Source organism: Hoeflea sp. CAU 1731, assembly GCF_039888615.1.
In the GTDB taxonomy this organism is placed as follows: Bacteria; Pseudomonadota; Alphaproteobacteria; order Rhizobiales; family Rhizobiaceae; genus Flavimaribacter.
The window spans coordinates 115692-142266 of record NZ_JBDQQS010000014.1 but is presented as its reverse complement, the minus strand read 5'-3'; the positions used below and the strand labels follow the sequence as shown (position 1 = coordinate 142266).

The following is a 26575-nucleotide window of genomic DNA, read 5'->3' as shown; positions in this document are numbered from 1 at the left end:
ATGATCTGGGCTTCTTCGACAACAAGGAGGACCGTGTCGAACCGGCACAAAACCCATTCGCACCGGAGAAAGTGTAAACCATCTCTCCGGTATCAAATGTAAACCATGTGACAAGAATGGACCAAGTGAATTTGGTGGAGCCAAGGGGAGTCGAACCCCTGACCTCTTGCATGCCATGCAAGCGCTCTCCCAACTGAGCTATGGCCCCAATTTCGGCCGGAACGTCGCCGATCCGGCTATCTAAGTCCGCCGGAGGCGGAGATCAAGTTCAAAATGCAGAGGCGGCCTGAAATTGCCGCGCGGCCGTTGTATTAGGTTTCCTCGTCGTCGTCGGAAACATTGATGATGTCGGAAACGTCGTCGTCTTCGTCCTCGTCTGTTTCGAGGAAGGCGTCGTCGTCATCGTCGCCCAGATCGACATCGTCATCCAGTTCGACTGCGTCGTCGTTATCGTCATCGTCGCCATCGCTACTGGAACTCGCGCTGGAATCACCGGAAGCTTCGTCGTCCGCATCCTCCAGCGTCACCATCTCGACTTCGCTGTCGTCGGCTTCCGTTTCTTCGGTTTCGACCTCGGCTTTCTTTTCCTCGATCTCGTCCGATGTCTGATCGCCGCTGTCGAAGAACGTCACCGGATAGGATTTGCCGGTATAGGGCGATACGATCGGATCGCGATTGAGATCGTAGAATTTGCGCCCTGTTTCCGGACAGATGCGCTTTGTTCCTCGTTCAGGTTTTGACACTGCGAAAGCCTCTTTTCGATTCCGTCGCCGGTAGGCGGACCGAAGGATTGTGCATGACCGAATGCGATGATCCATAAGGAAGCACGAACGGAATCATTGTCAATATTCCGTCGGGCCCCCGGCCTGTTCTTCAGTCCCCGTCTGCCGGCCGCCTTCCGAATTTGTCTTTTCGGTTACAGCGCCGGACTGCCGATTACTCGAACGTGCGCGCTCCCATAACCATCTTGGCCGCCTCTGTCAAAGCCCTAATCGAAAAAACCGCACGGTTTTTCCGCCGGATGGATGACCCGCCGAAATCGCTGTGTTAAGGAACGCGGCGTTTGAGGGCGTCGCTTTTGGCGGCGCTGCATCCGGGACGAGAAACAACCTTGCGATGATGACCACTAAAGTTGAGGCCAAACCCGCGACCGCGCGCAGGTCCGGGCCGCTGAAAGGCGCGATACGCATACCGGGCGACAAGTCGATCTCGCATCGGTCGTTGATGTTCGGCGGTCTCGCCGCCGGTGAAACCCGCATTACCGGTCTGCTTGAGGGCGATGATATTCTCGCCACCGGTCGCGCCATGCAGGCCATGGGCGCCGTCTTGCGCAAGCAGGACGACGTCTGGATCATCAATGGCGTCGGCAATGGATATCTGCTCGAGCCGGAAACGCCGCTTGATTTCGGCAACGCCGGAACCGGCGTGCGCCTGACAATGGGTCTGGTCGGAACCTACGGATTCTCTGCGACCTTTACCGGCGACGCCTCATTGAGAACCCGCCCCATGGGCCGCGTGCTTGATCCGTTGCGGCTGATGGGAACCCAGGTGGAGGCGGAAGAGGGCGATCGCCTTCCTGTCACGCTGCGGGGGCCGCGCATCGCCCGGCCGATCACCTATCGTGTGCCGATGGCTTCCGCGCAGGTCAAATCGGCGGTTCTACTGGCCGGATTGAATGCGCCGGGCGTGACCACCGTCGTCGAACCGGTGATGACGCGCGACCACACGGAAAAGATGCTGATTGGTTTCGGCGCGGAGCTCGAGGTGGATACGGCGCTTGACGGCGTGCGCACGATCAGCCTTCAGGGACAGGGCGCGTTGTGCGGTCAGGTGATCGACGTGCCGGGCGACCCGTCGTCCACGGCCTTCCCGCTCGTCGCGGCGCTGCTGGCGCCTGGCTCCGACGTCACAATAGAAAACGTGCTGATGAACCCCACGCGCACCGGTTTGCTCACCACGCTCCTGGAAATGGGCGCCGATATAGAGATCATCGATCCGCGCCAGGCGGGCGGTGAGGACGTCGCCGATCTGCGAGTCAGGGCGTCGGACCTGAAGGGCGTGCGCGTGCCGGCTGAACGCGCGCCTTCCATGATCGACGAGTATCCGGTGCTTGCAATCGCCGCCGCCTTCGCTGAAGGCCGCACGGTGATGGAGGGCGTCGAGGAACTGCGGGTCAAGGAATCGGACCGGCTCGCCGCCGTCGCCGCGGGGCTGAAACTCAACGGTGTTGTATGCGAGGAAGGGCCGGACTGGTTGACCGTCGATGGCGTTCCGGGCGGCAAGGGATTGGGCGCGTCGGCCTCCAGCCCGGCGGTGGCCACGCATCTCGATCACAGGATCGCCATGGCCTTCACGGTGATGGGGTTCGCCAGCGAACGGCCGGTCACCATTGACGACTCCACGATGATCGCCACCAGCTTCCCCGAATATATGGATCTGATGTCGGACCTCGGAGCCGTCATCGAAACCGTCGACAGGGCGGCCTGAGGCGTGTCGTTCGTCGTTGCGATCGATGGTCCGGCCGCTTCCGGCAAGGGCACGCTCGCCCGTCGCATCGCCGCGCAATACGGGTTTCATCACCTCGACACCGGTCTGACCTATCGCGCCGTCGCGCGCGCAATGCTGGACGCCGGGGCGCCGCTCGACGACGAGGAGGCGGCGGCCGATCTGGCTGAAAACCTCGATCTTTCCGGGTTGGACCGCGACGTGCTCTCGGCGCACGAGGTGGGCGAAGCCGCCTCCAGGGTCGCTGTCATGTCGAAAGTGCGCGCGGCGCTCAAAAGGGCGCAGCAGCAGTTTGCCCGCAAGCGACCCGGCGCGGTTCTTGACGGCCGGGATATCGGCACCGTGATCTGTCCGGATGCAGACATCAAGTTCTACATCACCGCCTCCGACGCCGTTCGGGCCGGGCGTCGGCACTCGGAAATGGCAGCGAAGGGCGACGCTGCAACCTATGACGCCGTGCTCGCCGATCTGCGCCGCCGGGACGCGCGGGACTCCGAACGCGCGGATTCCCCGATGAGGCTGGCGCATGATGCCCACTTGCTAGATACGACCGAAATGGATATAGAAACGGCGTTCGCGGCGGCTCAATGCCTGATTGAAAAGGCGATCGCCGCGAAAAACTGAGGATAACCGATACTTTCAGACTGTCCATGCGCCGATTTTGGTCGATATGACCGGACGGTTCTGAAGGTCAATGCAACACCAGCCATCGGCGCCTGTCCGGACGAAGCACATTGAAGCTGTTGCGGACGTACCAGGAGTTTCTATGACATCCATACCCACCAAGGAGGACTTTGCGTCCCTCCTCGAGGAATCATTTGCCGAGCATGACCTGGCTGAAGGCTATGTCACCAAGGGCATCATCACTGCTATTGAAAAAGACGTCGCAGTCGTCGACGTCGGCCTGAAGGTCGAAGGTCGCGTTCCGCTGAAGGAATTCGGCGCCAAGTCGAAAGACGGTGCGCTGAAGCCCGGCGACGAAGTCGAAGTCTATGTCGAGCGTATCGAAAACGCGCTTGGCGAAGCCGTTCTGTCGCGCGAGAAGGCCCGTCGCGAGGAAAGCTGGGTTCGTCTCGAAGCCAAATTCGAGAAGAACGAGCGCGTCGAAGGCGTCATATTCAACCAGGTCAAGGGCGGCTTTACAGTCGATCTCGACGGCGCCGTGGCGTTTCTGCCGCGTTCGCAGGTGGATATCCGCCCGATCCGCGACGTCACCCCGCTGATGCACAATCCGCAGCCGTTCGAAATCCTCAAGATGGACAAGCGCCGCGGCAATATCGTCGTATCGCGCCGCACCGTTCTTGAAGAGAGCCGCGCGGAACAGCGTTCTGAAATTGTCCAGAACCTCGAAGAAGGTCAGGTTGTCGAGGGTGTCGTCAAGAACATCACCGACTACGGCGCCTTCGTCGATCTCGGCGGCATCGACGGCCTGCTGCATGTCACCGACATGGCATGGCGTCGCGTCAATCATCCGACGGAAATTCTGTCGATCGGCCAGACTGTCAAGATCCAGATCGTTCGCATCAACCAGGAAACCCATCGTATCTCGCTCGGCATGAAGCAGCTCGAGACCGATCCGTGGGAAGGCATTGGCGTCAAGTATCCGGAAGGCAAGAAGATCCAGGGAACGGTCACGAACATCACCGACTACGGCGCGTTCGTCGAACTGGAGCCGGGCATCGAAGGCCTCATCCACATCTCGGAAATGTCCTGGACCAAGAAGAACGTCCATCCCGGCAAAATTCTGTCGACGAGCCAGGAAGTCGAGGTTGTCGTCCTTGAGGTCGATCCGGCCAAGCGCCGCATCTCCCTCGGTCTCAAACAGACCCTCGACAATCCTTGGGAAGTCTTCGCTCAGAACCACACCTCCGGCGCTGTCGTCGAAGGCGAGGTCAAGAACAAGACCGAGTTCGGCCTGTTCATCGGCCTCGAAGGCGATGTCGACGGCATGGTCCATCTGTCGGATCTCGACTGGAATCGTCCCGGCGAGCAGGTCATCGAGGAGTACAACAAGGGCGACGTCGTCAAGGCTGTCGTGCTCGATGTGGATGTTGAGAAAGAGCGTATCTCTCTCGGCATCAAGCAGCTCGGCAAGGACGCCATCGGTGAAGCAGCCGCTAGCGGCGGTCTGCGCAAGAACGCCGTCGTCTCCGCGGAGGTGACCGCTGTCAATGATGGCGGCATCGAGATCAAGCTCGTCGATCATGAAGACCTCTCGAGCTTCATCCGCCGTTCGGATCTGTCGCGCGACCGCGACGAGCAGCGTCCGGAACGGTTCTCGGTCGGTCAGATAATCGACGCCCGCGTCACCAACTTCTCCAAGAAGGATCGCAGGATCACGCTGTCCATCAAGGCGCTGGAAATCGCCGAGGAGAAGGAAGCCGTCGCTCAGTTCGGTTCGTCCGACAGCGGCGCGTCGCTCGGCGACATTCTGGGCGCAGCCCTGAAGAAGCAGAACGACGACAGCTGATTTTACTGTTCGATCTGAAAATCGAGGCCCGCGGCGGAAACGCCGCGGGTCTTTTTTGTTTCTTTTTGAATTACGCGCTCTATCCTCTGGCGCATGAGCGTTCGCCCACCCAATCTCTCCGGTCTCAGCCGTGGCAAGACCGGCCTCGCGGTTCTAGACTACGAAGTCATGCAGGAGCGCGCCTCTGCGCTTGGCGAAGCGGGCCGGATGCTGGAAAAGGCGCTTCTCGATCTGAGAAACCACGATGCGCAAACAGTCGAAGGGGACAAACCGGACAAGCACAAACGCTCCGGGCTGGTGCAGAAGGCGGCGGACGCTGCCTGGGCGCTGTTCATCCAGCACGAGCTGTCAGGCCTCGCTTCCCAGCGCATTCTCGTCAGGCGCTACCGTATTCCGGGCGAGGTTCTGGCCCGCGTGGGGATCAGAACGAAATCGTAGTCGATTGACGGACTGCAGATTCAGCTGTGGGCGAAGATATCGGTTTCGTCCCAGCCCATCAGGTCGAGTTTGGCCCTCGTCGGCAGAAACTTGAAACAGGCCTCGGCCGTCGCGCTGCGGCCGTCGCGGTCGAGGCGCTCCTGCAGTCTGTCGCGTAAGGCGTGCAGGTGCAGCACGTCGGAAGCCGCATAGTCGAGCTGTGCGCTCGTCAACGTCTCCGCCGCCCAGTCCGAAGACTGCTGCTGTTTGGAGATATCGATTTCCAGCAATTCGCGCAGATTGTCCTTCAGGCCGTGCCGGTCCGTGTAGGTGCGGGTCAGACGCGATGCGATTTTGGTGCAGAATACGGGCGCGCAGGTCACGCCGAACGTATGATAGAGCACGGCGATGTCGAAGCGTCCGAAGTGAAAGATCTTTGTTTTCTTGCGATCCCTGAGTAGCCCGGCCAGATTGGGCGCTTTCTTCTGTCCCCTGGCGATCTGGATCACGTCTGCGCTGCCGTCGCCGGGTGACAGCTGCACCACACACAGCCGGTCGCGATGTGGTTTGAGGCCGAGCGTCTCGGTGTCGATCGCTATGTCGCCCGTGTAGCGTTCCGCGTCCTTTTCGGCGATATCGCCTTTGTGCAGCCGGATGGTCATGTCAATTCCCGAGGTCAAATTCATTCTGCGAGTCGCATCGCAGACCTTGCTTATTGTCTTGCCGCCAGCCTGTCCAGCCAGCGCGGACGTCGAGTGGCGGCCAGAATTCTTTGTTCTTATTCTGTTCTTGTCTTGAGTGCAAAGCGCGTGTAGTGTCGATGCATAATCGCTTATAAATTGCATTTGTCGATACCGGAGTACGCCTATGGTCGCGCGTGTCAGTACCGTTTCCTTTCAGGGTATCAGCGCCGATCCGGTCGACGTGCAGGTCATGGTTTCTCCCGGCAAGATCAATATGCATATCGTCGGTCTGCCGGACAAGGCGGTGGCCGAAAGCCGTGAGCGGGTGCAGGCGGCGCTCCATGCGTCGGGCATGGCGCTTCCGGCGAAGAAAATCACCGTCAATCTGGCGCCGGCTGACTTGCCGAAGGAAGGAAGCCATTTCGACCTGCCGATCGCCCTTGGCCTGATGACCGTTCTCGGCGTCATTCCACCGGACATGCTTTCCGATTACGTGATCCTCGGAGAACTGTTTCTCGATGGAACGCTGGCCCCGGTCGCAGGCGTGTTGCCTGCGGCGATCGGCGCAAATGCGCGCGGCAAGGGTCTGATCTGTCCCGAAGCCTGCGGTCCGGAAGCCGCATGGGCGAGCGCCGATCTCGACATCCTCGCACCGCGCAGCCTGATCGCGATGGCCAATCATTTCAAAGGCGTTCAGGTTCTCTCAAAGCCGGAGCCGGCGATGCGCCAGTCACCGGACACCCTGCCCGATCTCGCTGACATCAAGGGGCAGGAATCTGCGCGGCGCACATTGGAGGTCGCCGCCGCCGGCGCTCACAACCTCTTGATGTCTGGCCCGCCAGGTTCGGGCAAGTCCATGCTCGCGGCCCGCCTGCCTTCCATCCTGCCGCCGCTGTCTCCGGCCGAATTGCTGGAAGTCTCGATGGTCCACTCGATCGCCGGGCAATTGCCAGGCGGCCGGCTGTCGGACAGGCGGCCATTCCGCGCGCCGCATCACTCCGCCTCGATGGCCGCGATGGTCGGCGGCGGTTTCCGCGCGAAACCCGGCGAAGTGTCGCTCGCCCATCACGGCGTTCTGTTTCTTGACGAGTTTCCGGAATTCACGCCTCAGGTGCTGGATTCCCTGCGGCAACCGCTGGAAAGCGGCGAATGCATCATTGCGCGCGCCAACCATCACGTCAGCTATCCGGCGCAGATACAGCTTGTCGCAGCCATGAATCCGTGCCGTTGCGGCATGGCGGGCGAGCCCGGTCATGTCTGCGCCCGGGGCCCGCGCTGCCGGACGGATTATCAGGCGCGCATTTCCGGCCCGCTCATGGACCGGATCGATCTGCGCATCGACGTGCCGGCGGTCACCGCGGCGGATCTGATCAAGCCCGGTGTGAGTGAGCCGAGCACTGTCGTCGCAGCCCGGGTCGCGTCGGCGCGCGCGCGGCAGAAGCAGCGTTTCCTTGAACTCGGCCATCCAGGCGTCACCGCCAACGCACAATGCCCCACTGCATTGATCGAGACGATCGCGCAACCGGATCCCGGCGGTGCGGCGCTGTTGCAGAATGCGGCCGAGAAGCTGAAATTCTCCGCGCGCGCCTATCACCGCATTCTGAAAGTTGCGCGCACGCTCGCCGATCTAGAGGGCGTCGAGACGGTCGGACGCATCCATATCGCCGAGGCGATCTCGTACCGGCTTTCGGGTGAGGTGGCCGTGGCGGCTTAACCCGCGCTTGCGCATTTCTTCAGCGTTTGTCTAGTATGTCCTGCAATCAGGGATAGTTATTCGGATCGGATATTTTCGGAATGAGCTGGGTCGAATGGATTGTTGCCGCCGTAGCTGTTTATGTCGCATATATTTTATTGTCCGCTGGATACCGGCTTTACTTTCGAATAACACTACGCAGAAGACTGGCCTACATCGATAACTACGAATGGCCGGATGGATTAATCGAAAAACTGGCAACGTGGCATCCGCATCTATCCGCGAATGATACGGAACGGATATCTAAGGGCCTCAAGCAGTTCTTCCGCGCTTACCTCAAGAGCGGCCGACAATATGTTGCGATGCCTTCACAGGCGGCGGATGATCTCTGGCACGAATTCATACTCTATACCCGCGCCTATCAGAATTTCTGCAAGAAGGCTTTTGGCCGTTTTCTACACCATGCACCTGCTGCTGTTCTCGCGCCTGAGTATCAAAAGAGCAACGAGGGTCTGCGCCGGGTCTGGTTAGAGTGCTGCAGGGACGCAAATATTGATCCGCTGAAACCGGCGATGCTTCCTTTGCTCTTTGCTCTTGATGGCAAGCTCCAGATCCCGAACGGAATCAACTATGATTTGGATAGCGAGAGCTTGCGCGCCGGCGGTCTTGTGGTCGAGCGCGCCGGTGTTGCTGGATCCACTACCACCTTTTTTGGAGTGGACGGCGGCTTTGGAGGTATGGGCGATGCTGGAGCTGCCGGCGGCGGCGATGGAGGTGGCTGCGGCGGCGGTGGCGGCTGCGGCGGGGGTGGAGGTTAGTCCCGCCAGCCAAAAAGGCCAGCGGGACGTGTAGCCTACCGGTTGTCCGGCTGGGACCGGACGCGGGCAAGCCCGAGTTCGGTGATCCGGTAAGGCCCGCCGCCTTTCGAGGCGATGGTGCGCCGTCGCTTCAGTTTTCTGAAAAGCGAAAGCGAGCAGCCGGAAAACATCCAGCCCTCGCGGGTCATGCATCGGGCCTCGACGATATGGCCGCGGTCGTCCTTTTCCACGGCGATGCAGCCGCCCTGGGCGAGCAGGTGTAGCACCCGCTGCTCCTGTCTGGAGATATCCATTGAAATGTCCGTAATTTTTGCGCGTTGCGTTTCGCCCGCCGCGGGCTATTTCGCCTGCGGCAGCGTTCGCAAACCTGCCCGGTCATTCCACTGACCGGGCTTTACCGGGACTCTTTGCGTCCGCGCATTAAAACTCCGTAACTGGACGATCGCCGTTTACGCCAATGCGGTTGAATGCGCAAGAAGGCTGCTGTTTACTTCGTCAAATCCGGTCGTGTCAGAGGAGACAGCCATGCAACTCGAAGGATCCTGTTATTGCGGCGCCGTGCATTTTCGGGTCAAGGCCTATGCGCCGGCGCCCTACATGCGCTGCTACTGCTCGATTTGCCGCAAGACCGCCGGCGGCGGAGGATACGCGATCAATCTCGGCGCGAAAGCCGATACGCTCGAGGTCGAAGGCGACGAGAATATTACGGTGTTCCATGCGGTGCTCGACGGCGCAACGAGCAGCGGCGAGCGGCGCTTCTGCTCGAAATGCGGTTCGGCGCTCTGGGTATTCGATCCCTCCTGGCCGGATCTCGTCCATCCGTTCGCCAGCGCCATCGACACGCCGCTTCCGCAAGCGCCGGAAAGCGAACACATCATGCTGGGTTCCAAAGCCAACTGGGTCTGCGTCGAGGCCGGAACGAACGACGGGCAAAGAGAGGGCTATCCACCGGAATCGCTGGAAGACTGGCACAAACGGCATGGTCTCCTGAGCAAAGACTGACGCTATTCAACTCCGCCCCGTCGAACCGAAGCCGCCGGCGCCGCGTTCTGTCGCGCCGGCAAGCGACCGCTCTTCAACCGCGACCTGGGTCACCGGCGCCACAATCATCTGGGCGATGCGCATGCCGCGTTCGATCACGAAATCTTCGTCCCCCAGATTGACGAGCAACACCTTCACCTCGCCGCGATAGTCGCTGTCGATGGTGCCGGGTGTGTTGAGGCAGGTGACGCCGTATTTCAGTGCAAGGCCAGAACGCGGCCGCACCTGGCCCTCGTAACCAGCGGGGATCTCGAAGACGAAGCCGGTCGGCGCCAACGCCCGCTCGCCCGCCGCAATCGTCATCGTCTCGCCTTCGGGCATGGCGGCGCGCAGGTCCATGCCGGCCGCGCCCGCAGTTTCATAGGCCGGTAGGGCAAGGCCCTCGCCATGCGGCAGGCGCACCAGTCCAAGCGTAACGTTGGAAGTCATCAGTCAAATCCCTATCTTCAGTCCGGTCGCCGACCCTTGTCTTGCCTGCTACGCGCGAGGTCAATTGCATGTGGCGGCGCTGAGCGCTAGAAGACGCGCAATTCAACAGGATTCTTTGAACTACATGCCCGAAAGTCTCGAACAGGCGGTGGCCCGCCGCCGAACCTTTGCGATCATTTCCCACCCGGATGCGGGCAAGACGACGCTCACCGAGAAGCTTCTGCTCTTTGGCGGCGCGATCCAGCTTGCCGGCGAGGTGAAGGCCAAGAAGGACCGCATGCATTCGCGCTCCGACTGGATGAAGATCGAACGCGAGCGCGGCATTTCCGTCGTCACCTCCGTGATGACGTTCGAATATGGCGACCACGTCTACAATCTTCTCGACACGCCCGGCCACGAAGATTTCGCCGACGACACCTACCGCACCCTGACCGCGGTCGACGCCGCGATCATGGTCATCGACGCCGCCAAGGGCATCGAACCACGCACGCTGAAGCTGTTCGAGGTCTGCCGGCTGCGCGATATCCCGATCGTCACCTTCGTCAACAAGATGGACCGCGAGGCGCGCGATCCTTTCGAGATCCTCGACGAGATCGAGGACAAGCTGGCGCTCGACACCGCGCCCGTCACATGGCCGATCGGACAGGGGCGCACCTTTTCCGGCACCTATCATCTGGCCGACAACGCCGTGCGCCGTCTGGATTCCGAAGACAGGAGAACTCCGGTCAACGGGCCGGAGTCCGACAGCGCGGCCGGCCTTTTGCCGGAAAACGATCGCGAGGCCTTCGTCGAGGAGGTCAATCTTGCGCGTGAAGCCTGCAAGCCTTTCGACGTTGAAGCTTTTCTGGAAGGCCATCTGACGCCGGTCTTCTTCGGCTCGGCGCTGCGAAACTACGGGGTGCGCGACCTGATCAACGCGCTCGGCGCCTATGCGCCGGCGCCGCGCGCCCAACAGGCCGATACGCGGTTGGTAAAGGCCACCGACAGCGACATGACGGCCTTCGTATTCAAGATCCAGGCGAACATGGACCCGAACCACCGTGACCGTATCGCCTTCGTGCGCGTGTGTTCGGGCAAGCTCAAGCGCGGCATGAAGGCGCGCCTGTCACGCACCGGCAAGTCGCTCGGTCTGTCGGCGCCGCAGTTCTTTTTCGCGCATCAGCGACAACTGGCGGACGACGCCTATGCCGGTGACGTGGTCGGCATTCCCAATCACGGCACGCTGCGCATCGGCGACACGCTGACGGAGGGCGAGAACATCGTTTTCCAGGGGGTGCCGAACTTTGCGCCGGAAATCCTGCGCCGCGTGCGTCTGGAAGACGCAATGAAAGCGAAGAAGCTGAAGGAAGCCCTGCAGCAGATGGCGGAGGAAGGCGTCGTGCAACTGTTTTCGCCGGAAGACGGATCGCCCGCCATTGTCGGCGTCATCGGCGCCCTGCAACTGGACGTGCTTAAGGAGCGACTGAAGAGCGAATACGGCCTGCCGGTCTCGTTCGAGGCGGCGCGGTTCAATGTCTGCCGCTGGATTTCGGCCGATCGCCGCGCCGATCTGGAGAAGTTCATCAGCGCCAAACGCGGCGACATCGCCCGCGATCTCGACGGCGACCCGGTGTTTCTCGCATCCGACAGTTTCTCGCTGAATTACGAGAGCGAACGATGGCCCGACATAAAATTCGGGCATGTGAAGGAGTATCATGCCGTCAAGGCGGCTTGATCCGCAACGCCAGGGAGGAGAGTGATCATGCAGCAGTTTCAGGTCCGCAAGGATGATTTGTCGAGTTGCCGTCTTGTGGAGGCCGCGGCGCGGCCCCTTGCAGAAGGCGAAATCCGCGTCCGCGTCGAGCGGTTTGCGCTGACCGCCAACAATGTCACCTACGGCGTCGTCGGCGAAAAGATCGGCTACTGGAAGTTCTTCGAGGCGGCGGACAACGCCGATGGCGGCTGGGGCGTCATCCCGGTCTGGGGTTTTGCGGAGATTGTCGAGTCCAACGCGCCGGACGTTTCAGTCGGCGACAGGATCTACGGTTATTTCCCGATGGCCGAAGAACTCGTCATGCGGCCGACGCGCGTCTCGGACAGCCGCATGATCGATGGCGTGGCGCATCGCGCCGATTTGCCGCCGGTCTACAATTCCTATGCGCGGATGCCGGCCGGCGCCAGCCGCGATCTCGACAATGAGCGCATGCTGCTGCATCCGCTCTATGCGACTTCCTTCTGCCTGCATGATTTTCTCGTCGACAATGGCTGGTTCGGCGCCGAGCGGCTTATCATCGTCAGCGCCTCGGGAAAGACCGCGATCGGGCTTGCCTACGCCGTCAAGGAAGATGCGGGCGGCCTGCCGGCACTTGGCCTGACGTCGCGGCGCAACCGGGCTTTCGTCGAAAGTCTCGGTATCTACGACACAGTGCTCGATTATGGGCAGATCGCCTCGGTTCCGGACGCGCCGTCGGTGATCGTCGATATGTCCGGATCGGGTCCGGTGCTCTCGGCGCTGCACCGGCGTCTGGGCGACAATATGCGCTTCTGCTCCAATGTCGGCCTGTCCCATTGGGACGACAACCGGATGGGGCCGGATTTCATCCGCGAACGCAGTTCCATGTTCTTTGCGCCGGGACACATCAAGAAGCGCGCCGGCGAATTGGGACCGGGCGAATTCGAGAGTCGGACAAATACATTCTGGGAGCGCGCGGCTGTCCAAAGCCGTGAATGGTTGAAACTTGAAAAACTGGAAGGTCTTTCTGCGGCGGTTCCAGTCTTCGACGAACTGCGCGCAGGGAATGTAGCGCCCGACATCGGCATTATCGTCGAGCTTTGATAGCCCTCGCCCGGGATGACGGGCAAGGGCGCATCGCGTTACTTGATGAACGAGCCTGCCTGCAACTCGCGCACGGCCTGGATTAGTTCGTCGCGCGTGTTCATGACGATCGGGCCATGCCAGGCGACGGGTTCGCGGATCGGCTTGCCCGAGACGAGCAGAAAGCGGACGCCTTCGTCTCCGGCCTGAACCGTCACCTCGTCGCCGGTGTCGAAAAGCACCAGCGTGCGGTTGCCGGTCTGGTCGCGCAGAAATATTTCCTCGCCGTCGATTTCCTTTTCGGTCAAGACGCCGAACGGCTTCGAGGCCGAAGCGAATGTGCCGGAGCCTGCGAAGATATAGGCGAAGGCCGAGGCGTAGGTGTCCACCGGCAGCGTCTTGCGCTTGTTTGGCGGAATCGACACGTCGAGATAGACCGGGTCGGCGGCGATCCCGTCGACAGGCCCCGACTTGCCCCAGAACGATCCGCAGACGACGCGCACGACCGTGCCGTCATCGTCAATCACTTCGGGAATATCGGAGGCGCCGATATCCTGGTAGCGCGGCGCTGTCATCTTCAGCGAGGAGGGGAGGTTCGCCCAGAGCTGAAAACCGTGCATCTGGCCTTTTGCGTCGCCCTTCGGCATTTCCTGGTGCATGATCCCGCTGCCGGCGGTCATCCATTGCACGTCGCCGGCGCCGAGCGAGCCCGTATTGCCGAGGCTGTCGCCATGGTCGACGGTTCCGGCCAGCACATAGGTGATCGTCTCGATCCCGCGATGCGGGTGCCAGGGAAATCCCGCCATGTACTTGTCGGGACTGTCGTTGCGGAAATCGTCGAACAGCAGAAACGGGTCCGCCATGTGCGGATCCTTGAAGCCGAAGGCGCGGTACAGTTCAACGCCTGCGCCTTCCATCGTCTTCTGGGCGGAAAGGGTCTGCTTGACCGGACGGATTGACATGAGCCTGTCTCCTTTGTTGCGGCCAATATAACAACGATGCGGCTTTCTTGTGCGTGGCGGACAAAGAACTGACTGTTCACTCAGGGTAAACGGTCAGCTGGGATCGTTTCACCGCGACGCATCCACATCCGTTGCGATCTTTTGGGCGAGCCGCCGAGCGACGGCCTGCTTGTCCATGTCCTCCCAGTCCTCGACGCCGTCATGGCTGACGATGCGCACACGGTTGCGGTCGCCGCCCATAATCCCTGTTTCGGGCGACACGTCATTGGCGACGATCCAGTCGGCGCCCTTGCGTTTGAGCTTGCCGCGGGCGTTCTCCTCGAGATTCTGCGTTTCGGCCGCAAATCCGACAACAAGGCGCGGCCGCTTGTCGTGATGACCGACCGTCTTCAGTATGTCCGGGTTTTCAGTCAGCATGAGAGGGGGCGGGCTTTCTCCCGGCGCCTTCTTGATCTTTTGGTCGGACTGTCCGTCTACCCGCCAGTCGGCGACGGCCGCGACCATGACTGCGATATCGACAGGCAGATGGTTGGTGACTGCCTCAAGCATCTCGCGAGCGCTTTCCACATGCATCGTTTCGACGCCAACAGGATCCGGAATTGTAACCGGGCCGGAGACCAGCGTCACCGATGCGCCAAGCTCGGCCAGCGCGGCGGCGATTGCATGACCCTGCTTGCCGGAGGAACGATTGGCGATGTAGCGAACCGGATCGATGGGTTCGTGCGTTGGTCCGGAGGTGACGATGGCCGTTTTGCCTGCAAGCGGCTTCGGCCGGTCGTCGAGCAGCTTCTCACAGGCGGCGGCAATCTCCAGCGGCTCCGCCATGCGGCCGGTTCCGGCCTCGCCGCTTTCCGCCATCTCGCCGCGCATCGGTCCGATGAAGGCGACGCCGTCCTGCTTCAGGACTTCGACGTTGCGCCTGACCGCTGGGTTCGACCACATGGCCGGGTTCATCGCCGGCGCGGCAAGAATAGGCGCGTGGGCCGCGAGCGCAATCGCCGAGGCCAGATCGTCGGCCAGTCCAAGCGCCATCTTGCCGAGAAAATCGGCCGTCGCCGGCGCGATCAGGATCATGTCGCATTCGCGCGCCAGCCTGATATGGCCGATATCATGTTCGTCCTCGCGCGAAAAAAGATCGGTGAACACCTTGTCGGCGGCAAGCGCGCCGACAGCGAGGCTCGTCACGAATTCCTGCGCCGCCTTCGTCATGACTGGTCGCACCGACGCGCCGCGTTCGCGCAACCGCCTGATCAGATCCAGTGATTTGTAGACGGCGACGCCGCCGGTCATGACCAGCAATATGCGTTTGCCGGCAAGCGCGCCGCTGGCCGCGGGAGCCGGGGTAACGGACGCTTCGGTCGGTGGCGCAGCCGTCTCGGCCTCGCCTGCTGCGCGGATCAGATGGCGCGCCTCTTCTTCCATGGATCGGCCGTTGCGGGCGGCGCGTTCGCGCAGGGCCTGTTTCGTCGCCTCGTCGAGATTGCGAATGGTGATGCTGGCCATACCGCATATTCCTTCGGATCGCCGGTCAATATGATATCATTGATATCAGTTTACATCTGGAAAGCAATGATGATTGCCATCAATGCAATCACCCAAAGCGCGATACGGCCGGACCGCGTATGCCGCGCTTCGGCTTTTCCGATGGCCTGTGCGGTCTCGTCGTCGAAACGCAGGCCGTTCCTGCCCATCTGGTCTATTTCCTCGGAAAGGCGCCTTGCCCTTTCGGCAAGCTCCGGCGCCTGTTCGGCAAGCCGAAGCGCGGCGCTCAGACCGTCGCGCAGATCCGTCGCCACGCGCGCCGGTCCGAGATTGTGGCGGATCCAGTCTCCCACCACGGGCTCGGACGCCTTCCACATGTTGAAATTCGGATTGAGCATCCGCGACACGCCTTCGACCACTACCATCGTTTTTTGCAGCATGATGAGCTCGGGCCGCGTCTGCATGTCGAACAATTCCGTGACCTCGAAAAGCAGCGTCAGCAGTTTCGCCATGGAGATTGTATCGGCCGACTGGCCGTGGATCGGTTCTCCGATCGCGCGGATCGCCTGCGCGAAACTCGCCATGTCGTGATGGGCTGGAACATAGCCCGCCTCGAAATGTACTTCCGCCACGCGTCGATAGTCGCGTTTTATGAAGCCGTAGAGGATCTCGGCCAGAAACCGCCGTTCCTTCTTGCCCAGTCTGCCGACAATGCCCATGTCGACGGCGACGATGTCGCCCTTCGCATCGACGAACAGGTTGCCCTGGTGCATGTCGGCGTGGAAGAAACCGTCGCGCAGCGTGTGTCGGAGAAAGGACTGGATAAGCGTCTCCGAGAGCCTGACTGTGTCAAGGCCGGCAGCGCGGAGTTTTTCCAGTTCGTAGATCTTGATCCCGTCGACCCATTCCATGGTCACGCAATCGCGGCCTGTCCTCTCCCAGTCGACTTTCGGCACGCGAAAGCCGGGGTCGTCGACCGTGTTGTCGGCGATTTCCGAAAGCGCCGCCGCTTCCAGCCGCAGATCCATTTCAATCTTTGTGGTCTGGTCGAGCGTGCGCGCAATCTCCACAGGTCTGAGGCGGCGCGCGGAGGGAATCAGTCTCTCGGCGAGTTGCGCGACCAGATAGAAGGTTTCCAGGTCATTGCGGAACCGCTGCCGCACGCCCGGCCGCACCACCTTGACCGCGACTTTCCGCACGCCGTTCTCGTCCGCGGTCTCCGCCGGGTGCACCTGTGCGATAGAGGCTGCGGCGATTGGTTCCCCGAAGCTCAAATAAAGATCTTCGACAGATCTACCGATCGACGCCTCGATCCTCGCCTTCGCCGCTTCCTGGGGGAAAGTATCCATGCGGTCCTGCAGCAGCGACAGATCCGCCGCCAGCGCATCGCCGACCACATCCGGACGGGTCGCCAGAAATTGGCAGAGTTTAACATAGGACGGTCCGAGGCGATCCACGGCCTGGCCGAGACGCTGCGCCCGGTCGCGCGATTTCGAGGCGGGTCGGGCGAGCGCGGCCGCGATGCGATAGCCAAGGCGCGCCGGGCCTTGCAGACCTTCCGAAGGCAGGGCGGCGACCACGCCCTCGCGGGCCATTACCCAGCCGGCCCGCAGGAGCCGCGTATAGGCAAGGAGATTGTTCAACGGGATCGAACCTCTGCCGCGTTCAAAGTTTCCAGCCGGAATGTAGCGCCGCGATGCCGCCTGTGTAGTTGGTCCATTTCACGCGGGAAAAGCCGGCCTGTTCGATCGTCGTCGCAAAATCCTTCTGGTTCGGAAATTTGCGGATCGATTCCACCAGGTACTGGTAGGGTTCCGAATCGCCGGTGATCATGCGCCCGAGCCGCGGTATGGCGTTGAAGGACCACGCGTCGTAGAGCCTGTCGAGCATCGGCGCGTCAACCTCCGAAAATTCAAGACACAGGAACCGGCCGCCTCGTTTCAGGACCCGATAGGCTTCTGAAAGCGCCTTGGGGATGTCCGGCACGTTGCGGATGCCAAATGCGATCGTATAGGCGTCGAAACGACCATTCTCGAACGGCAGATCCTCCGCATTGGCCTCGACGAAATCGACGCATCCGTCGAGACGCTGCTTTTCGGCGCGTTCGCGGCCGACCTGCAGCATCGAGCCGTTGATGTCCAGCACCGTCGCGTGTGCCTGGCGGCCGGAGGCTTCGACAATGCGGAAGGCGATGTCGCCGGTTCCGCCGGCCACGTCCAGAACCGCATAATCCGGCCGCTTCGGCGGATTGAGCGCGGTGACCATTGCGTCTTTCCACAGACGATGCATTCCGCCCGACATGGCGTCGTTCATGATGTCATAGCGCCGCGCCACGCCGTGGAACACTTCGTCGACAAGCCCCTGCTTGCCGCCCTGCTCAACCTCGGTGAAACCGTATGAGGTTTCCATCCCGTCCGCGCTGGACACACGAGTCTCGGACATGTCTCTACTCCAAATACCGGGCGAGAAATTAGTCTTGCAGCCGGGTCACTGTGCTTATAGGTCAATCAATGACAAACGCCAAACAGGCAGAAGCAGATTATCATGCCGGAATTGCCGGAAGTAGAGACGGTTCGTCGCGGCCTGGCCCCCGCCATGGAGGGCGGCCGGATTGTGAGCATGAGGCAGAACCGGCCGGATCTCCGCTTTCCGTTTCCCGACAACTTCACAGACCGCCTGACCGGGCGTCGAATCGAACGCCTCGACCGCAGGGCCAAATATATCCTTCTGGAGTTGGACGACGGCGCCGTCCTTGCCTCGCATCTCGGCATGTCGGGTTCCTGGCGCGTCGAACCGGCTGATGGGACAGAGGCGATCCCCGGCAATTTCCATCACGAACGGTCGAAGGACGGGCGGCACGATCATCTGATCATGGAGCTGGATGGTCCAGGCGGCAGGCATCGCATTATATATAATGACCCGCGCCGCTTCGGTTACATGTTCCTTTCGGATGTCGATAGGCTCGCCGCTCATCCGATGTTGGCGGGGCTCGGCGTGGAACCGACGGGCAACGCGCTGAACGCAGACTACCTTGCAGCGCGTTTCGCCGGGCGGCAGGTTCCGGTCAAGGCTGCGCTCCTTGATCAGGGCATTATCGCCGGCCTCGGCAATATATATGTATGCGAGGCGCTGTGGCGGGCGAAAATATCGCCGCGCCGCAAGGCGGCGACGCTGGTCGACCGTCGCAGCAAACCCGTCGCGCGGCTGGAAAATCTCGTCGCGGCGATCCGACAGGTGATCGAGGAAGCCATCGAGGCGGGCGGGTCGTCGTTGCGCGATCATCGCCTGACCGACGGTTCGCTCGGTTATTTCCAGCACAGCTTCAACGCCTATGGGCGGACAGGCGAGCCCTGCCGCCATGATGGTTGTGGCAAACCTGTCAGACGTATCGTGCAGAGCGGGCGGTCGACGTTCTATTGTCCGTCGTGCCAGAAGTGACGTCCGCAAAGCGGCAAAAAAGGAGAGGACCATGAGTTACGAAACGATCATTGTTGAAACGGATGGGCGCGTCGGGCTGATAACGCTCAACCGGCCTAAGGCGCTCAACGCGCTGAACTCGCAAGTGATGGAAGAGACCATTGCCGCGGCGAAGGCCTTCGATGAAGACGATGAGATCGGCGCGATCGTGCTGACCGGTTCGGAAAAGGCTTTCGCCGCCGGCGCAGACATCAAGGAAATGCAGGCTCTCAATTATGTCGATGCCTATGGTCGCGATTTCTTTGGGCAATGGGAGCGCTTTGCAGCGACGCGCAAGCCAATGATCGCGGCCGTTTCGGGCTACGCCCTTGGCGGCGGTTGTGAACTCGCCATGATGTGCGACATTATCGTGGCCGCGGACACGGCGAAATTCGGACAGCCGGAAATTACCCTCGGCGTCATTCCCGGCATGGGCGGAACCCAGCGCCTGACGCGCGCTGTCGGCAAGGCGAAAGCCATGGATCTGTGCCTGACAGGGCGGATGATGGACGCAGAAGAAGCAGAGCGCAGCGGGCTGGTCGCCCGGGTCGTGCCCGCCGAGGAACTGATTGCGACCGCAAGAAAGATGGCGCAGAAAATCGCGTCCTTCTCTCTGCCTTCTGTGATGATGGCGAAGGAAGCCGTCAACCGGTCCTACGAGCAGCCGCTGGCGGAAGGCCTGCGTTTCGAACGACGGCTGTTCCACTCGCTGTTTGCGACGGACGACCAGACGGAAGGCATGGCGGCCTTCGCAGAGAAGCGGGAAGCTCAGTTCAACAACCGTTGACGGGCCGGGACTTTCCGGTTATATCGCCCACCACGGAAAAAGGTGGCCTTCCGGGTCACCATGTTTTTTACCGGAAAGCGGGCCATCGGCCTCGAGCGGCCGTTCCGGTACCCAGTACAAAAATTTGAAGAGAGACCTCAATGGCCAATACAACTTCGGCGAAAAAGGCTACACGCAAGATCGCCCGCCGTACGGCAGTCAACAAGACGCGACGCACACGGGTTCGCGGATATGTCCGCAAAGTGGAAGAGGCGATCGCCTCCGGCGACCAGGAAGTCGCTGCAGCCGCCCTCAAGGCTGCCCAGCCGGAAATGATGCGCGCTGCAGGAAATGGTGTTTTTCATCGCAACACCGTTGCCCGCAAAATGTCGCGTCTGTCCCGTCGCGTAAAAGCAATCAGCGCCTGATTGCAATCAGTTAGGTAGAATCTTAATGGCCTGGCGGCGCGCCGGGCTTTTTTGCGTTTCTGTAAAAAATCTGTAACAGAGCCTGAGCAATGGCGGATTCACGTGGCGGCGTGAAACAATGAAAACTGTTAAAAAACAGTAAATTGCCGGAGGTTATAAATTTCCTCCCATCCCTCGGGAAAACTCTGCGCGCAGATTGTGAGTCAAGCTCTTTTTTTTGGTTTTTTTTGCAAACCGCCGCTTGCAACTGTTGCCTCTAGAAAAGCCATTGAATTCGAATAGATTATGGCGAGGCGCACATAATGCATGTTTTCGGCGAAGTTGCGTTTCCTTCCTCCGGCGTCCGATTCATCGTTTCGCAGCCTTGACCAATGCAATCGCGGGCTGGCTTAATATGCCTGCATGGAGGACACAAACAGCAGTTTGTAATGTTTACTCTGGAACTGACCTCTCGGGGTTCGAGCCAGGTTGTTGCGCCTTTCATGGCAGTGTCGATAACCGTCGGCGCGCTTCATCTAAAACCCTTGGTTGCTATCCGGAGCGACGTTCCGGAGCGGGGATGTTTTGCGCCTTGTTTTCAGGCGCCGGGCGGTCGGGATGTCAGATCGAAGCGGATCGAAGGGAGAAAGGAGCAGGGTAAGAATTTCGGGTAGCTGTATGCGGGGTAGCGACCGAAGAGGTCGAAAAAATCAATAATTAAAACAGGAGATGGCCAAAATGCAGGGTTCTACAGCGGCGCCTGTGCAAGCAGAATTGCATGACAAAAAGACGGATCCACAACTTGGTAAAACGGTCGACAAAGCGGCGAATGCGGGGAAATCAGGAATGGACGATAAGGCTCTTTTCAATCGGGTCCAGATCCGGTTGAAGGCAATTGTGGGTCCGGACGTCTTTTCAAGCTGGTTTGGTCGTCTGAAACTCGACTCGGTTTCAAAAAGCATCGTTCGGCTTTCCGTTCCAACGACATTTCTCAGATCCTGGATCAACAACCGTTATCTCGACTTGCTGACGAAGCTGTTTCAGGAAGAAAACCCTGACATTCTGCGCGTCGAGATTCTTGTGCGATCCGCGACGCGGGGAAACCGTCTGATACAGTCATCCGAAATTACGGACATGTCTGCGGGCGCCGTTCAGCCGGCCCAGCAGCCCTGCAGGCAGCCCCAGTCGACTGGTCCGGCGAAGCTCGCGCGAAGCCAGACCGTTCAGCCCGGCGACAGAAAGTCGGTCACTGGCTCTCCGCTGGATTCACGCTATTCCTTTGCGACCTTCGTGGAAGGCGCGTCCAACCGCGTGGGGCTTGCGGCGGCGCGAACAATCGCCGAAGCCGGCGCCAGCGCCGTGCGCTTCAATCCGCTTTTCATCCATTCCAGAGTCGGGCTCGGCAAGACCCATCTTCTGCAGGCCATTGCTCTCGAAGCCAGCGCGAGCGATCGCAATCCTCGCGTTGTCTATCTGACGGCTGAGTATTTCATGTGGCGGTTTGCGACCGCCATCAGGGACAATGACGCGCTTTCCTTCAAGGAGTCGCTGCGCAATATCGACCTCCTTGTGATCGATGACATGCAGTTCCTCCAGGGCAAGTCGATCCAGCACGAGTTCTGTCACCTGCTGAACATGCTGCTGGATTCCGCGCGTCAGGTCGTGGTTGCGGCGGACCGGGCGCCATGGGAGCTTGAATCCCTGGACGCCCGGGTTCGGTCGCGCCTTCAGGGCGGTGTCGCCATCGAGGTGGAGGCTCCGGATTTCGAGATGCGCCTGGAAATCCTGCGACGCCGGCTGGTCGCCGCGCAGCAGGAGGACAGCACGCTCGATATTCCCGACGACATTCTCGTCCATGTCGCGCGCAACGTCACCTCCAGCGGGCGGGAACTCGAAGGCGCCTTCAACCAGCTGCTCTTTCGTCGTACCTTCGAGCCGGCGCTGTCTATCGACCGGGTCGACGAATTGCTGGGTCATCTGGTTAACGCGGGTGAGCCGAAACGGGTGCGCATCGAAGACATCCAGCGCATCGTCTCGCGGCACTACAGCGTTTCGCGCCAGGAAATGATCTCCAACCGAAGGACCCGGACAATCGTCAAGCCGCGACAAATCGCCATGTATCTGTCCAAGACCATGACGCCGCGATCTTTCCCGGAAATCGGTCGTCGCTTCGGCGGTCGTGATCACACGACAGTCCTCCACGCCGTGCGCAAGATAGAAGGCCTCCTGGAACAGGACACCAAGCTGGCCCACGAAATCGAGCTGTTGCGCAGGCTGATCAGCGAATAGATTCGGACGCGCAAAGCGACCCCGCCCCTGCGAGGGGCGGGTCATCGGCGTCATACGCCGCTATTCGATCGCCGCCGCTGAACAAATTCCCGGGAAATATCCGTTTCTGCACCGCGCTGAACCGCAACGCACTTGCCTATTGGTGGGCAAATCTGCCATTTTGCTGGTCCCGTCTCACCATGCGCTTGTCTGCAGGCGTAGCGTGTGTTCGATTTCAGGTCCACAGTTCCTGACTCCGCCGACCAGGACAGAATTAAGATAACGGTAAAGCTGCCATGCGTGTAACGATCGAGCGTTCAAATCTCCTGAAGTCACTCAACCACGTGCATCGTGTCGTCGAGCGGCGCAACACGATCCCGATCCTGTCAAACGTGCTTCTGAAAGCCGATGGCGTGACGCTTGAGCTCAAGGCGACGGATCTCGATCTGGAGATTACGGAAGCGACGGCGGCCAGTGTCGAGCAGTCCGGTTCAACCACGGTTCCGGCGCATTTGCTCTACGACATCGTTCGCAAACTGTCGGACGGCTCCGAAGTTCAGCTGAGCGTCGAGCCGGGCGGCAATTCCATGTCGGTTACGTCGGGCCGCTCGCGTTTCACATTGCAATGCCTGCCGGAATCCGACTTCCCGGATCTGACGGCGGGCGAGTTCTCCAACACGTTCCGCATCCCGTCGACCGAGCTGAAGACGCTGATCGACCGCACGCAATTCGCGATCTCCACAGAGGAGACACGCTACTACCTCAACGGCATATTCCTGCACACGATCGAGGAGGACGGCGCGCTCAAGCTCAGGGCTGTCGCCACCGACGGACACCGTCTCGCCCGTGCAGACGTCGACGCGCCTTCCGGATCGGAAGGCATGCCGGGCATCATCGTGCCGCGAAAGACGGTTGGCGAATTGCAAAAGCTGGTCGACGATCCGGACGTTTCCATAACGGTGGAATTGTCCGACGCCAAGATCCGCTTCACCATTGGCGGCGTGCTTTTGACGTCGAAGCTGATCGACGGCACGTTTCCCGATTACCAGCGCGTCATCCCGTCCGGCAATGACAAGGAGCTGAAGATCGATTGCGCGTCCTTCACGGCGGCGGTCGATCGCGTATCGACGATCTCGTCAGAACGCGGCCGGGCCGTCAAGCTGAGCCTGTCCGACAGCCTGTTGACCCTGACCGTTAACAATCCGGATTCGGGCAGCGCCACCGAAGAGCTGGCTGTCGGGTATGACAGCGACACTCTCGAGATCGGCTTCAACGCCCGATACCTGCTTGACATCACCGCCCAGTTCAGCGGGACGGAGGCCGTCTTTATGTTCGCCGATCCCGGCTCGCCGACGCTGGTGCGCGAAACCGGCGACGAGCAAACGGTTTATGTTCTGATGCCGATGCGGGTGTGAGGACCGGACGGCGGGCCAGACCGTGAACGACCGCAGGGTTAATCTGAGCGCGCTCAAACTTGCGGATTTCAGAAACTATCACTCTTTGTCGCTTGCGCTGGATCGGCGCCATGTCGTGCTGACAGGCGAAAACGGGGCCGGCAAGACCAATCTCATGGAAGCCGTCTCGCTGCTGTCGCCCGGACGCGGTCTGCGGCGCGGGGTGTATGCGGAGATGGTCCGTGAAGGCGCGCCCGACGGCTTTTCCGTCTTCGCCGAACTCGACGGTATGGAAGGCGAGGTGACGATTGGAACCTCCGCCGGATCGGAGAGTCAGGGGCAGAGCCGCAGAATTCGCATCAACCGCACCAATGCAGGCGGCGCGGACGAACTGCTCGACCATTTGCGGCTTGTCTGGCTGACGCCGGCTATGGACGGTCTCTTTAGCGGATCGAAGGGAGACCGGCGCCGTTTTCTTGACCGCCAGGTCCTGTCGATCGATCCGCAGCATGCGCGCCGGACACTCGATTACGAACGCGCCATGCGCAGCCGTAACCGCTTGCTTTCGGAAGGCGGCTCCGACCCGTCATGGCTCTCCGCAATCGAGGCGCAGATGGCCGAGTTCGGCACGGCGATCGCGATCGCCCGGCGCGAAATGGTGACGATGCTGTCCGGATTGATCGATTCCGGCCAGCAGGAAAGCCCCTTTCCGAAGGCGCGACTGCAGCTGACCGATTTTATCGACGAGATCGGATCGGCCTCGGCGGCGGAGATTGAGGACGAATTCGCGCGTCAACTTTCGCAGTCGCGCTATCGCGACGGCGCAGCCGGCCGCACGCTGGTCGGTCCGCATCGTTCCGATCTCCTTGTCCGGCATCTTGCGAAGAACATGGATGCGGCGCGTTGTTCGACCGGCGAGCAGAAGGCGCTGCTGATCGGACTTGTACTTGCCCATGCGCGGCTGACGGCGCAGACCTGCGGTCATCCGCCCGTCATGCTGCTCGACGAAATCGCGGCGCATCTCGACGCCGGACGCCGCGCTGCCCTTTTTGATCTGATCGAGGATCTCGGAGGCCAGGCCTTTATGACCGGAACCGATCGTGGCATGTTCGCCGCGCTTGGCGAACGGGCGCGCTGCTTTCATGTGGCGGAAGGCGCCGTTCGGCCAGCCGAAGACTGACAGGACTGACCAATGACCACCCTTTCGCATTCCGAACTGGAGCGCTACGCACGCCACATCGTTCTGCCAGAGGTTGGCGGCCCTGGCCAGCAGCGCCTGAAGGCCGCCCGCGTTCTGGTCGTCGGCGCAGGCGGGCTGGGTTCGCCAGTGCTGCAATATCTCGCAGCCGCGGGCGTCGGAACGCTTGGCATTGTCGATGACGACGCGGTGTCGCTCTCCAATCTCCAGCGACAGATCATCCACGACACCGGCCGGGTCGGCTGGTCCAAGGCGGAAAGCGCCGCGCGTGCGCTGGAGCAGATCAACCCCCATGTCACGGTGGAGGGTCATGTGGTTCGGCTGGTCGACGCAAACGCCCGCGATATCGTCGACGGCTACGACATCGTCGTTGATGGGTCTGACAATTTCGAAACCCGTTATCTGGTCGCCGATATCTGCGCCGCCGCTTGCAAACCGCTGGTGACGGCCGCCGTCGGCCGCTTCGACGGATCAGTGACAGTGCTCAAACCCTTCGAGAAGGACAGCGCTGGCAATCCCAATCCCTCCTGGCGCGATCTGTTTCCCGAAGCGCCGCCGCCCGGCGCGGTTCCCACCTGCGCCGAAGCCGGCATTGTCGGCGCGCTGACTGGCGTTATCGGAACCCTCCAGGCGATGGAAGTGATCAAGCTGATAACCGGCGCGGGCGAGCCGCTGGTGGGCAGGCTTTTGCTTTATGACGGACTTGCGGCGCGGTTTGAGACCATCAGCTACAGCGCCTGATTTCCTTCAAATACCGGGAAGCACCCGGTCGGGTGGCCTGTGGCCGTCGAACACAGTGCGGATATTGATAATCACCTTCTCGCCCATGTCGATGCGGCCTTCGATTGTCGCCGAACCCATATGCGGAAGCATCACGACCTTGCCTTCCTCGGCAAGCCGGATGAACTTCGGATTGACCGCCGGTTCATGCTCGAACACATCGAGACCGGCGCCGGCGATCTTGCCGGCCTGCAGGTTCTTGATCAGCGCCGCCTCGTCGATAATGCCGCCGCGGGCGGTGTTGACGATGTAGGCTTCGCTTCTGAGCAGGTCGAGACGCCGCGCCGAAAGCAGGTGAAATGTCGCCGGGGTCGAGGGGCAGTTGACCGATACGATGTCGACGCGCGCCAGCATCTGGTCGAGGCTGTCCCAGTAGGTCGCTTCCAGTTCCTCTTCCGTGCCGGGGTGCACCCGGTTTCGATTGTGGTAATGAATCGAAAGCCCGAAGGCCTTGGCCCGTCGCGCGACTGCTGCGCCAATGCGCCCCATGCCTATAATGCCGAGCCGCTTGCCCCATATGCGCCGCCCAAGCATCCAGGTGGGCGACCAGCCGCTCCACTGGCCGCTCTCGGCCAGGATGCGCGCGCCCTCCGTCAGTCGGCGCGGAACAGCCAGTATAAGCGCCATCGTCATGTCGGCCGTGTCTTCGCTCAGCACGTTCGGCGTGTTGGTGACGGCGATGCCCTTGTCGGCGGCGGCGATCACGTCGATGTTGTCCGTGCCGTTGCCGAAATTCGCAATCAGCTTCAGGTTCGGACCGGCCTGCGCGATCATCGCGGCGTCGATCCTGTCGGTCACCGTCGGCACCAGCACGTCCATCGTCTGCATCGCCGCGACCAGTTCGTGCTGGGTGCGCGGCGTATCGTCGATATTCAGTTCGGTGTCGAACAGTTCCCGCATCCGGGTCTCTACCGGCTCCGGCAGTTTCCGGGTCACGTAGACTTTCGGTCTTTTTTTGTTCGGCATTTCCTCAATCGGCTCCTTGTTGAGAGCTCTTTAACCAAGATGCAAT

General features: G+C 61.0%; 25 protein-coding genes and 1 tRNA gene. 16 read left to right on the top strand and 10 right to left on the bottom strand.

The features are described from left to right. Positions 1-132 precede the first annotated feature (132 nt). A tRNA-Ala gene (locus AAFN47_RS21020) sits at positions 133-208 on the bottom strand. A 103-nt stretch (positions 209-311) separates the two neighbouring features. After that, a complete protein-coding gene (locus AAFN47_RS21015) occupies positions 312-743 on the bottom strand; it encodes a TIGR02300 family protein (protein WP_499811214.1) in 432 nt (143 codons plus the stop codon). A gap of 376 nt (positions 744-1119) precedes the next feature. Here AAFN47_RS21015 and aroA point away from each other — a divergent pair, with 376 nt between their 5' ends. The 4 genes from aroA to AAFN47_RS20995 all read left to right on the top strand — a co-directional run bounded on the left by aroA (position 1120) and on the right by AAFN47_RS20995 (position 5413). Further along, on the top strand, positions 1120-2487 hold the full coding sequence (aroA, locus tag AAFN47_RS21010; protein WP_499811223.1) for a 3-phosphoshikimate 1-carboxyvinyltransferase: 1368 nt from the start codon (positions 1120-1122) through the stop codon (positions 2485-2487). A gap of 3 nt (positions 2488-2490) precedes the next feature. After that, entirely contained in the window at positions 2491-3129 is a 639-nt protein-coding gene (gene cmk, locus AAFN47_RS21005) for a (d)CMP kinase (protein WP_499811213.1), read from the top strand. A gap of 142 nt (positions 3130-3271) precedes the next feature. Next, complete coding sequence (gene rpsA / locus AAFN47_RS21000) at positions 3272-4975, top strand: 30S ribosomal protein S1 (RefSeq protein ID WP_499811212.1); 1704 nt, start codon at positions 3272-3274, stop codon at positions 4973-4975. Between the two features lie 93 nt (positions 4976-5068). Further along, positions 5069-5413 (top strand): DUF6665 family protein, encoded by a 345-nt coding sequence (locus tag AAFN47_RS20995; RefSeq protein WP_499811211.1) that lies wholly within the window; start codon positions 5069-5071, stop codon positions 5411-5413. 20 nt (positions 5414-5433) lie between these two features. Here AAFN47_RS20995 and AAFN47_RS20990 read toward each other — a convergent pair whose 3' ends face one another. Further along, positions 5434-6060, bottom strand: a complete 627-nt coding sequence (locus AAFN47_RS20990; RefSeq protein WP_499811222.1) for a ribonuclease D — start codon at positions 6058-6060, stop codon at positions 5434-5436. A 199-nt stretch (positions 6061-6259) separates the two neighbouring features. Between AAFN47_RS20990 and AAFN47_RS20985 the strand changes: the two genes are divergently transcribed. Together AAFN47_RS20985 and AAFN47_RS20980 are read left to right on the top strand one after the other, a co-directional pair. Beyond that, the gene (locus AAFN47_RS20985; protein ID WP_499811210.1) at positions 6260-7789 is read left to right on the top strand and encodes a YifB family Mg chelatase-like AAA ATPase; all 1530 of its coding nucleotides are present in this window, start codon (positions 6260-6262) and stop codon (positions 7787-7789) included. 80 nt (positions 7790-7869) lie between these two features. Continuing rightward, positions 7870-8586: a glycine-rich domain-containing protein gene (locus tag AAFN47_RS20980; RefSeq protein ID WP_499811209.1), complete on the top strand. Its 717-nt coding sequence runs from the start codon at positions 7870-7872 to the stop codon at positions 8584-8586. A gap of 35 nt (positions 8587-8621) precedes the next feature. Here AAFN47_RS20980 and AAFN47_RS20975 read toward each other — a convergent pair whose 3' ends face one another. Continuing rightward, on the bottom strand, positions 8622-8879 hold the full coding sequence (locus AAFN47_RS20975; RefSeq protein ID WP_499811208.1) for a YjhX family toxin: 258 nt from the start codon (positions 8877-8879) through the stop codon (positions 8622-8624). A gap of 232 nt (positions 8880-9111) precedes the next feature. Between AAFN47_RS20975 and AAFN47_RS20970 the strand changes: the two genes are divergently transcribed. Further along, the gene (locus AAFN47_RS20970; RefSeq protein WP_499811207.1) at positions 9112-9588 is read left to right on the top strand and encodes a GFA family protein; all 477 of its coding nucleotides are present in this window, start codon (positions 9112-9114) and stop codon (positions 9586-9588) included. Between the two features lie 6 nt (positions 9589-9594). On the opposite strand, the gene dut is transcribed toward AAFN47_RS20970, so the two are convergent. Continuing rightward, positions 9595-10056 (bottom strand): dUTP diphosphatase, encoded by a 462-nt coding sequence (gene dut, locus AAFN47_RS20965; protein WP_499811206.1) that lies wholly within the window; start codon positions 10054-10056, stop codon positions 9595-9597. Positions 10057-10180: 124 nt separating this feature from the next. On the opposite strand from dut, the gene AAFN47_RS20960 reads away from it, so the two are divergent. Both AAFN47_RS20960 and AAFN47_RS20955 read left to right on the top strand, forming a co-directional pair. Next, a complete protein-coding gene (locus AAFN47_RS20960) occupies positions 10181-11770 on the top strand; it encodes a peptide chain release factor 3 (protein WP_499811205.1) in 1590 nt (529 codons plus the stop codon). 27 nt (positions 11771-11797) lie between these two features. Beyond that, a complete protein-coding gene (locus tag AAFN47_RS20955; RefSeq protein WP_499811204.1) occupies positions 11798-12871 on the top strand; it encodes a DUF2855 family protein in 1074 nt (357 codons plus the stop codon). Positions 12872-12909: 38 nt separating this feature from the next. Here the strand turns inward: AAFN47_RS20955 and AAFN47_RS20950 are convergent, their stop codons facing one another. The 4 genes from AAFN47_RS20950 to ubiE form a co-directional block, all read right to left on the bottom strand. Next, entirely contained in the window at positions 12910-13812 is a 903-nt protein-coding gene (locus tag AAFN47_RS20950) for a pirin family protein (protein ID WP_499811203.1), read from the bottom strand. A gap of 108 nt (positions 13813-13920) precedes the next feature. Next, positions 13921-15315: a bifunctional phosphopantothenoylcysteine decarboxylase/phosphopantothenate--cysteine ligase CoaBC gene (gene coaBC, locus AAFN47_RS20945; protein ID WP_499811202.1), complete on the bottom strand. Its 1395-nt coding sequence runs from the start codon at positions 15313-15315 to the stop codon at positions 13921-13923. A gap of 50 nt (positions 15316-15365) precedes the next feature. Next, the gene (gene ubiB, locus AAFN47_RS20940; RefSeq protein WP_499811201.1) at positions 15366-16937 is read right to left on the bottom strand and encodes a 2-polyprenylphenol 6-hydroxylase; all 1572 of its coding nucleotides are present in this window, start codon (positions 16935-16937) and stop codon (positions 15366-15368) included. A 22-nt stretch (positions 16938-16959) separates the two neighbouring features. Further along, positions 16960-17736: a bifunctional demethylmenaquinone methyltransferase/2-methoxy-6-polyprenyl-1,4-benzoquinol methylase UbiE gene (gene ubiE, locus AAFN47_RS20935; RefSeq protein ID WP_499811200.1), complete on the bottom strand. Its 777-nt coding sequence runs from the start codon at positions 17734-17736 to the stop codon at positions 16960-16962. Between the two features lie 102 nt (positions 17737-17838). Here ubiE and mutM point away from each other — a divergent pair, with 102 nt between their 5' ends. The 7 genes from mutM (at position 17839) to AAFN47_RS20900 (ending at position 25524) form a co-directional block, all read left to right on the top strand. Continuing rightward, complete coding sequence (mutM, locus tag AAFN47_RS20930) at positions 17839-18732, top strand: bifunctional DNA-formamidopyrimidine glycosylase/DNA-(apurinic or apyrimidinic site) lyase (RefSeq protein ID WP_499811199.1); 894 nt, start codon at positions 17839-17841, stop codon at positions 18730-18732. Positions 18733-18763: 31 nt separating this feature from the next. Beyond that, positions 18764-19537: an enoyl-CoA hydratase gene (locus AAFN47_RS20925; protein ID WP_499811198.1), complete on the top strand. Its 774-nt coding sequence runs from the start codon at positions 18764-18766 to the stop codon at positions 19535-19537. 140 nt (positions 19538-19677) lie between these two features. Beyond that, positions 19678-19944, top strand: coding sequence for a 30S ribosomal protein S20 (gene rpsT, locus AAFN47_RS20920; RefSeq protein WP_499811197.1), 267 nt, complete (start codon positions 19678-19680; stop codon positions 19942-19944). Between the two features lie 708 nt (positions 19945-20652). Beyond that, on the top strand, positions 20653-22212 hold the full coding sequence (gene dnaA, locus AAFN47_RS20915) for a chromosomal replication initiator protein DnaA (protein WP_499811196.1): 1560 nt from the start codon (positions 20653-20655) through the stop codon (positions 22210-22212). A gap of 275 nt (positions 22213-22487) precedes the next feature. Next, a complete protein-coding gene (gene dnaN / locus AAFN47_RS20910; RefSeq protein WP_499811195.1) occupies positions 22488-23606 on the top strand; it encodes a DNA polymerase III subunit beta in 1119 nt (372 codons plus the stop codon). 22 nt (positions 23607-23628) lie between these two features. After that, positions 23629-24765 carry a DNA replication/repair protein RecF gene (gene recF / locus AAFN47_RS20905; RefSeq protein WP_499811194.1) on the top strand — a complete coding sequence of 379 codons (1137 nt, stop codon included), beginning with the start codon at positions 23629-23631 and terminating at the stop codon, positions 24763-24765. Between the two features lie 12 nt (positions 24766-24777). Next, positions 24778-25524, top strand: a complete 747-nt coding sequence (locus AAFN47_RS20900) for a molybdopterin-synthase adenylyltransferase MoeB (protein WP_499811193.1) — start codon at positions 24778-24780, stop codon at positions 25522-25524. A 6-nt stretch (positions 25525-25530) separates the two neighbouring features. Here the strand turns inward: AAFN47_RS20900 and AAFN47_RS20895 are convergent, their stop codons facing one another. Then, complete coding sequence (locus AAFN47_RS20895) at positions 25531-26529, bottom strand: 2-hydroxyacid dehydrogenase (protein WP_499811192.1); 999 nt, start codon at positions 26527-26529, stop codon at positions 25531-25533. Between the last annotated feature and the right edge of the window lie 46 nt (positions 26530-26575).

Coding starts and splice junctions, on each gene's coding strand:
- aroA (WP_499811223.1), top strand. CDS start 1,120: ATGACCACTAAAGTTGAGGCCAAACCCGCGACCGCGCGCAGGTCCGGG.
- rpsA (WP_499811212.1), top strand. CDS start 3,272: ATGACATCCATACCCACCAAGGAGGACTTTGCGTCCCTCCTCGAGGAA.
- AAFN47_RS20995 (WP_499811211.1), top strand. CDS start 5,069: ATGAGCGTTCGCCCACCCAATCTCTCCGGTCTCAGCCGTGGCAAGACC.
- AAFN47_RS20985 (WP_499811210.1), top strand. CDS start 6,260: ATGGTCGCGCGTGTCAGTACCGTTTCCTTTCAGGGTATCAGCGCCGAT.
- AAFN47_RS20980 (WP_499811209.1), top strand. CDS start 7,870: ATGAGCTGGGTCGAATGGATTGTTGCCGCCGTAGCTGTTTATGTCGCA.
- AAFN47_RS20975 (WP_499811208.1), bottom strand. CDS start 8,879: ATGGATATCTCCAGACAGGAGCAGCGGGTGCTACACCTGCTCGCCCAG.
- AAFN47_RS20970 (WP_499811207.1), top strand. CDS start 9,112: ATGCAACTCGAAGGATCCTGTTATTGCGGCGCCGTGCATTTTCGGGTC.
- dut (WP_499811206.1), bottom strand. CDS start 10,056: ATGACTTCCAACGTTACGCTTGGACTGGTGCGCCTGCCGCATGGCGAG.
- AAFN47_RS20960 (WP_499811205.1), top strand. CDS start 10,181: ATGCCCGAAAGTCTCGAACAGGCGGTGGCCCGCCGCCGAACCTTTGCG.
- AAFN47_RS20955 (WP_499811204.1), top strand. CDS start 11,798: ATGCAGCAGTTTCAGGTCCGCAAGGATGATTTGTCGAGTTGCCGTCTT.
- AAFN47_RS20950 (WP_499811203.1), bottom strand. CDS start 13,812: ATGTCAATCCGTCCGGTCAAGCAGACCCTTTCCGCCCAGAAGACGATG.
- coaBC (WP_499811202.1), bottom strand. CDS start 15,315: ATGGCCAGCATCACCATTCGCAATCTCGACGAGGCGACGAAACAGGCC.
- ubiE (WP_499811200.1), bottom strand. CDS start 17,736: ATGTCCGAGACTCGTGTGTCCAGCGCGGACGGGATGGAAACCTCATAC.
- mutM (WP_499811199.1), top strand. CDS start 17,839: ATGCCGGAATTGCCGGAAGTAGAGACGGTTCGTCGCGGCCTGGCCCCC.
- AAFN47_RS20925 (WP_499811198.1), top strand. CDS start 18,764: ATGAGTTACGAAACGATCATTGTTGAAACGGATGGGCGCGTCGGGCTG.
- rpsT (WP_499811197.1), top strand. CDS start 19,678: ATGGCCAATACAACTTCGGCGAAAAAGGCTACACGCAAGATCGCCCGC.
- dnaA (WP_499811196.1), top strand. CDS start 20,653: ATGGCCAAAATGCAGGGTTCTACAGCGGCGCCTGTGCAAGCAGAATTG.
- dnaN (WP_499811195.1), top strand. CDS start 22,488: ATGCGTGTAACGATCGAGCGTTCAAATCTCCTGAAGTCACTCAACCAC.
- AAFN47_RS20900 (WP_499811193.1), top strand. CDS start 24,778: ATGACCACCCTTTCGCATTCCGAACTGGAGCGCTACGCACGCCACATC.
- AAFN47_RS20895 (WP_499811192.1), bottom strand. CDS start 26,529: ATGCCGAACAAAAAAAGACCGAAAGTCTACGTGACCCGGAAACTGCCG.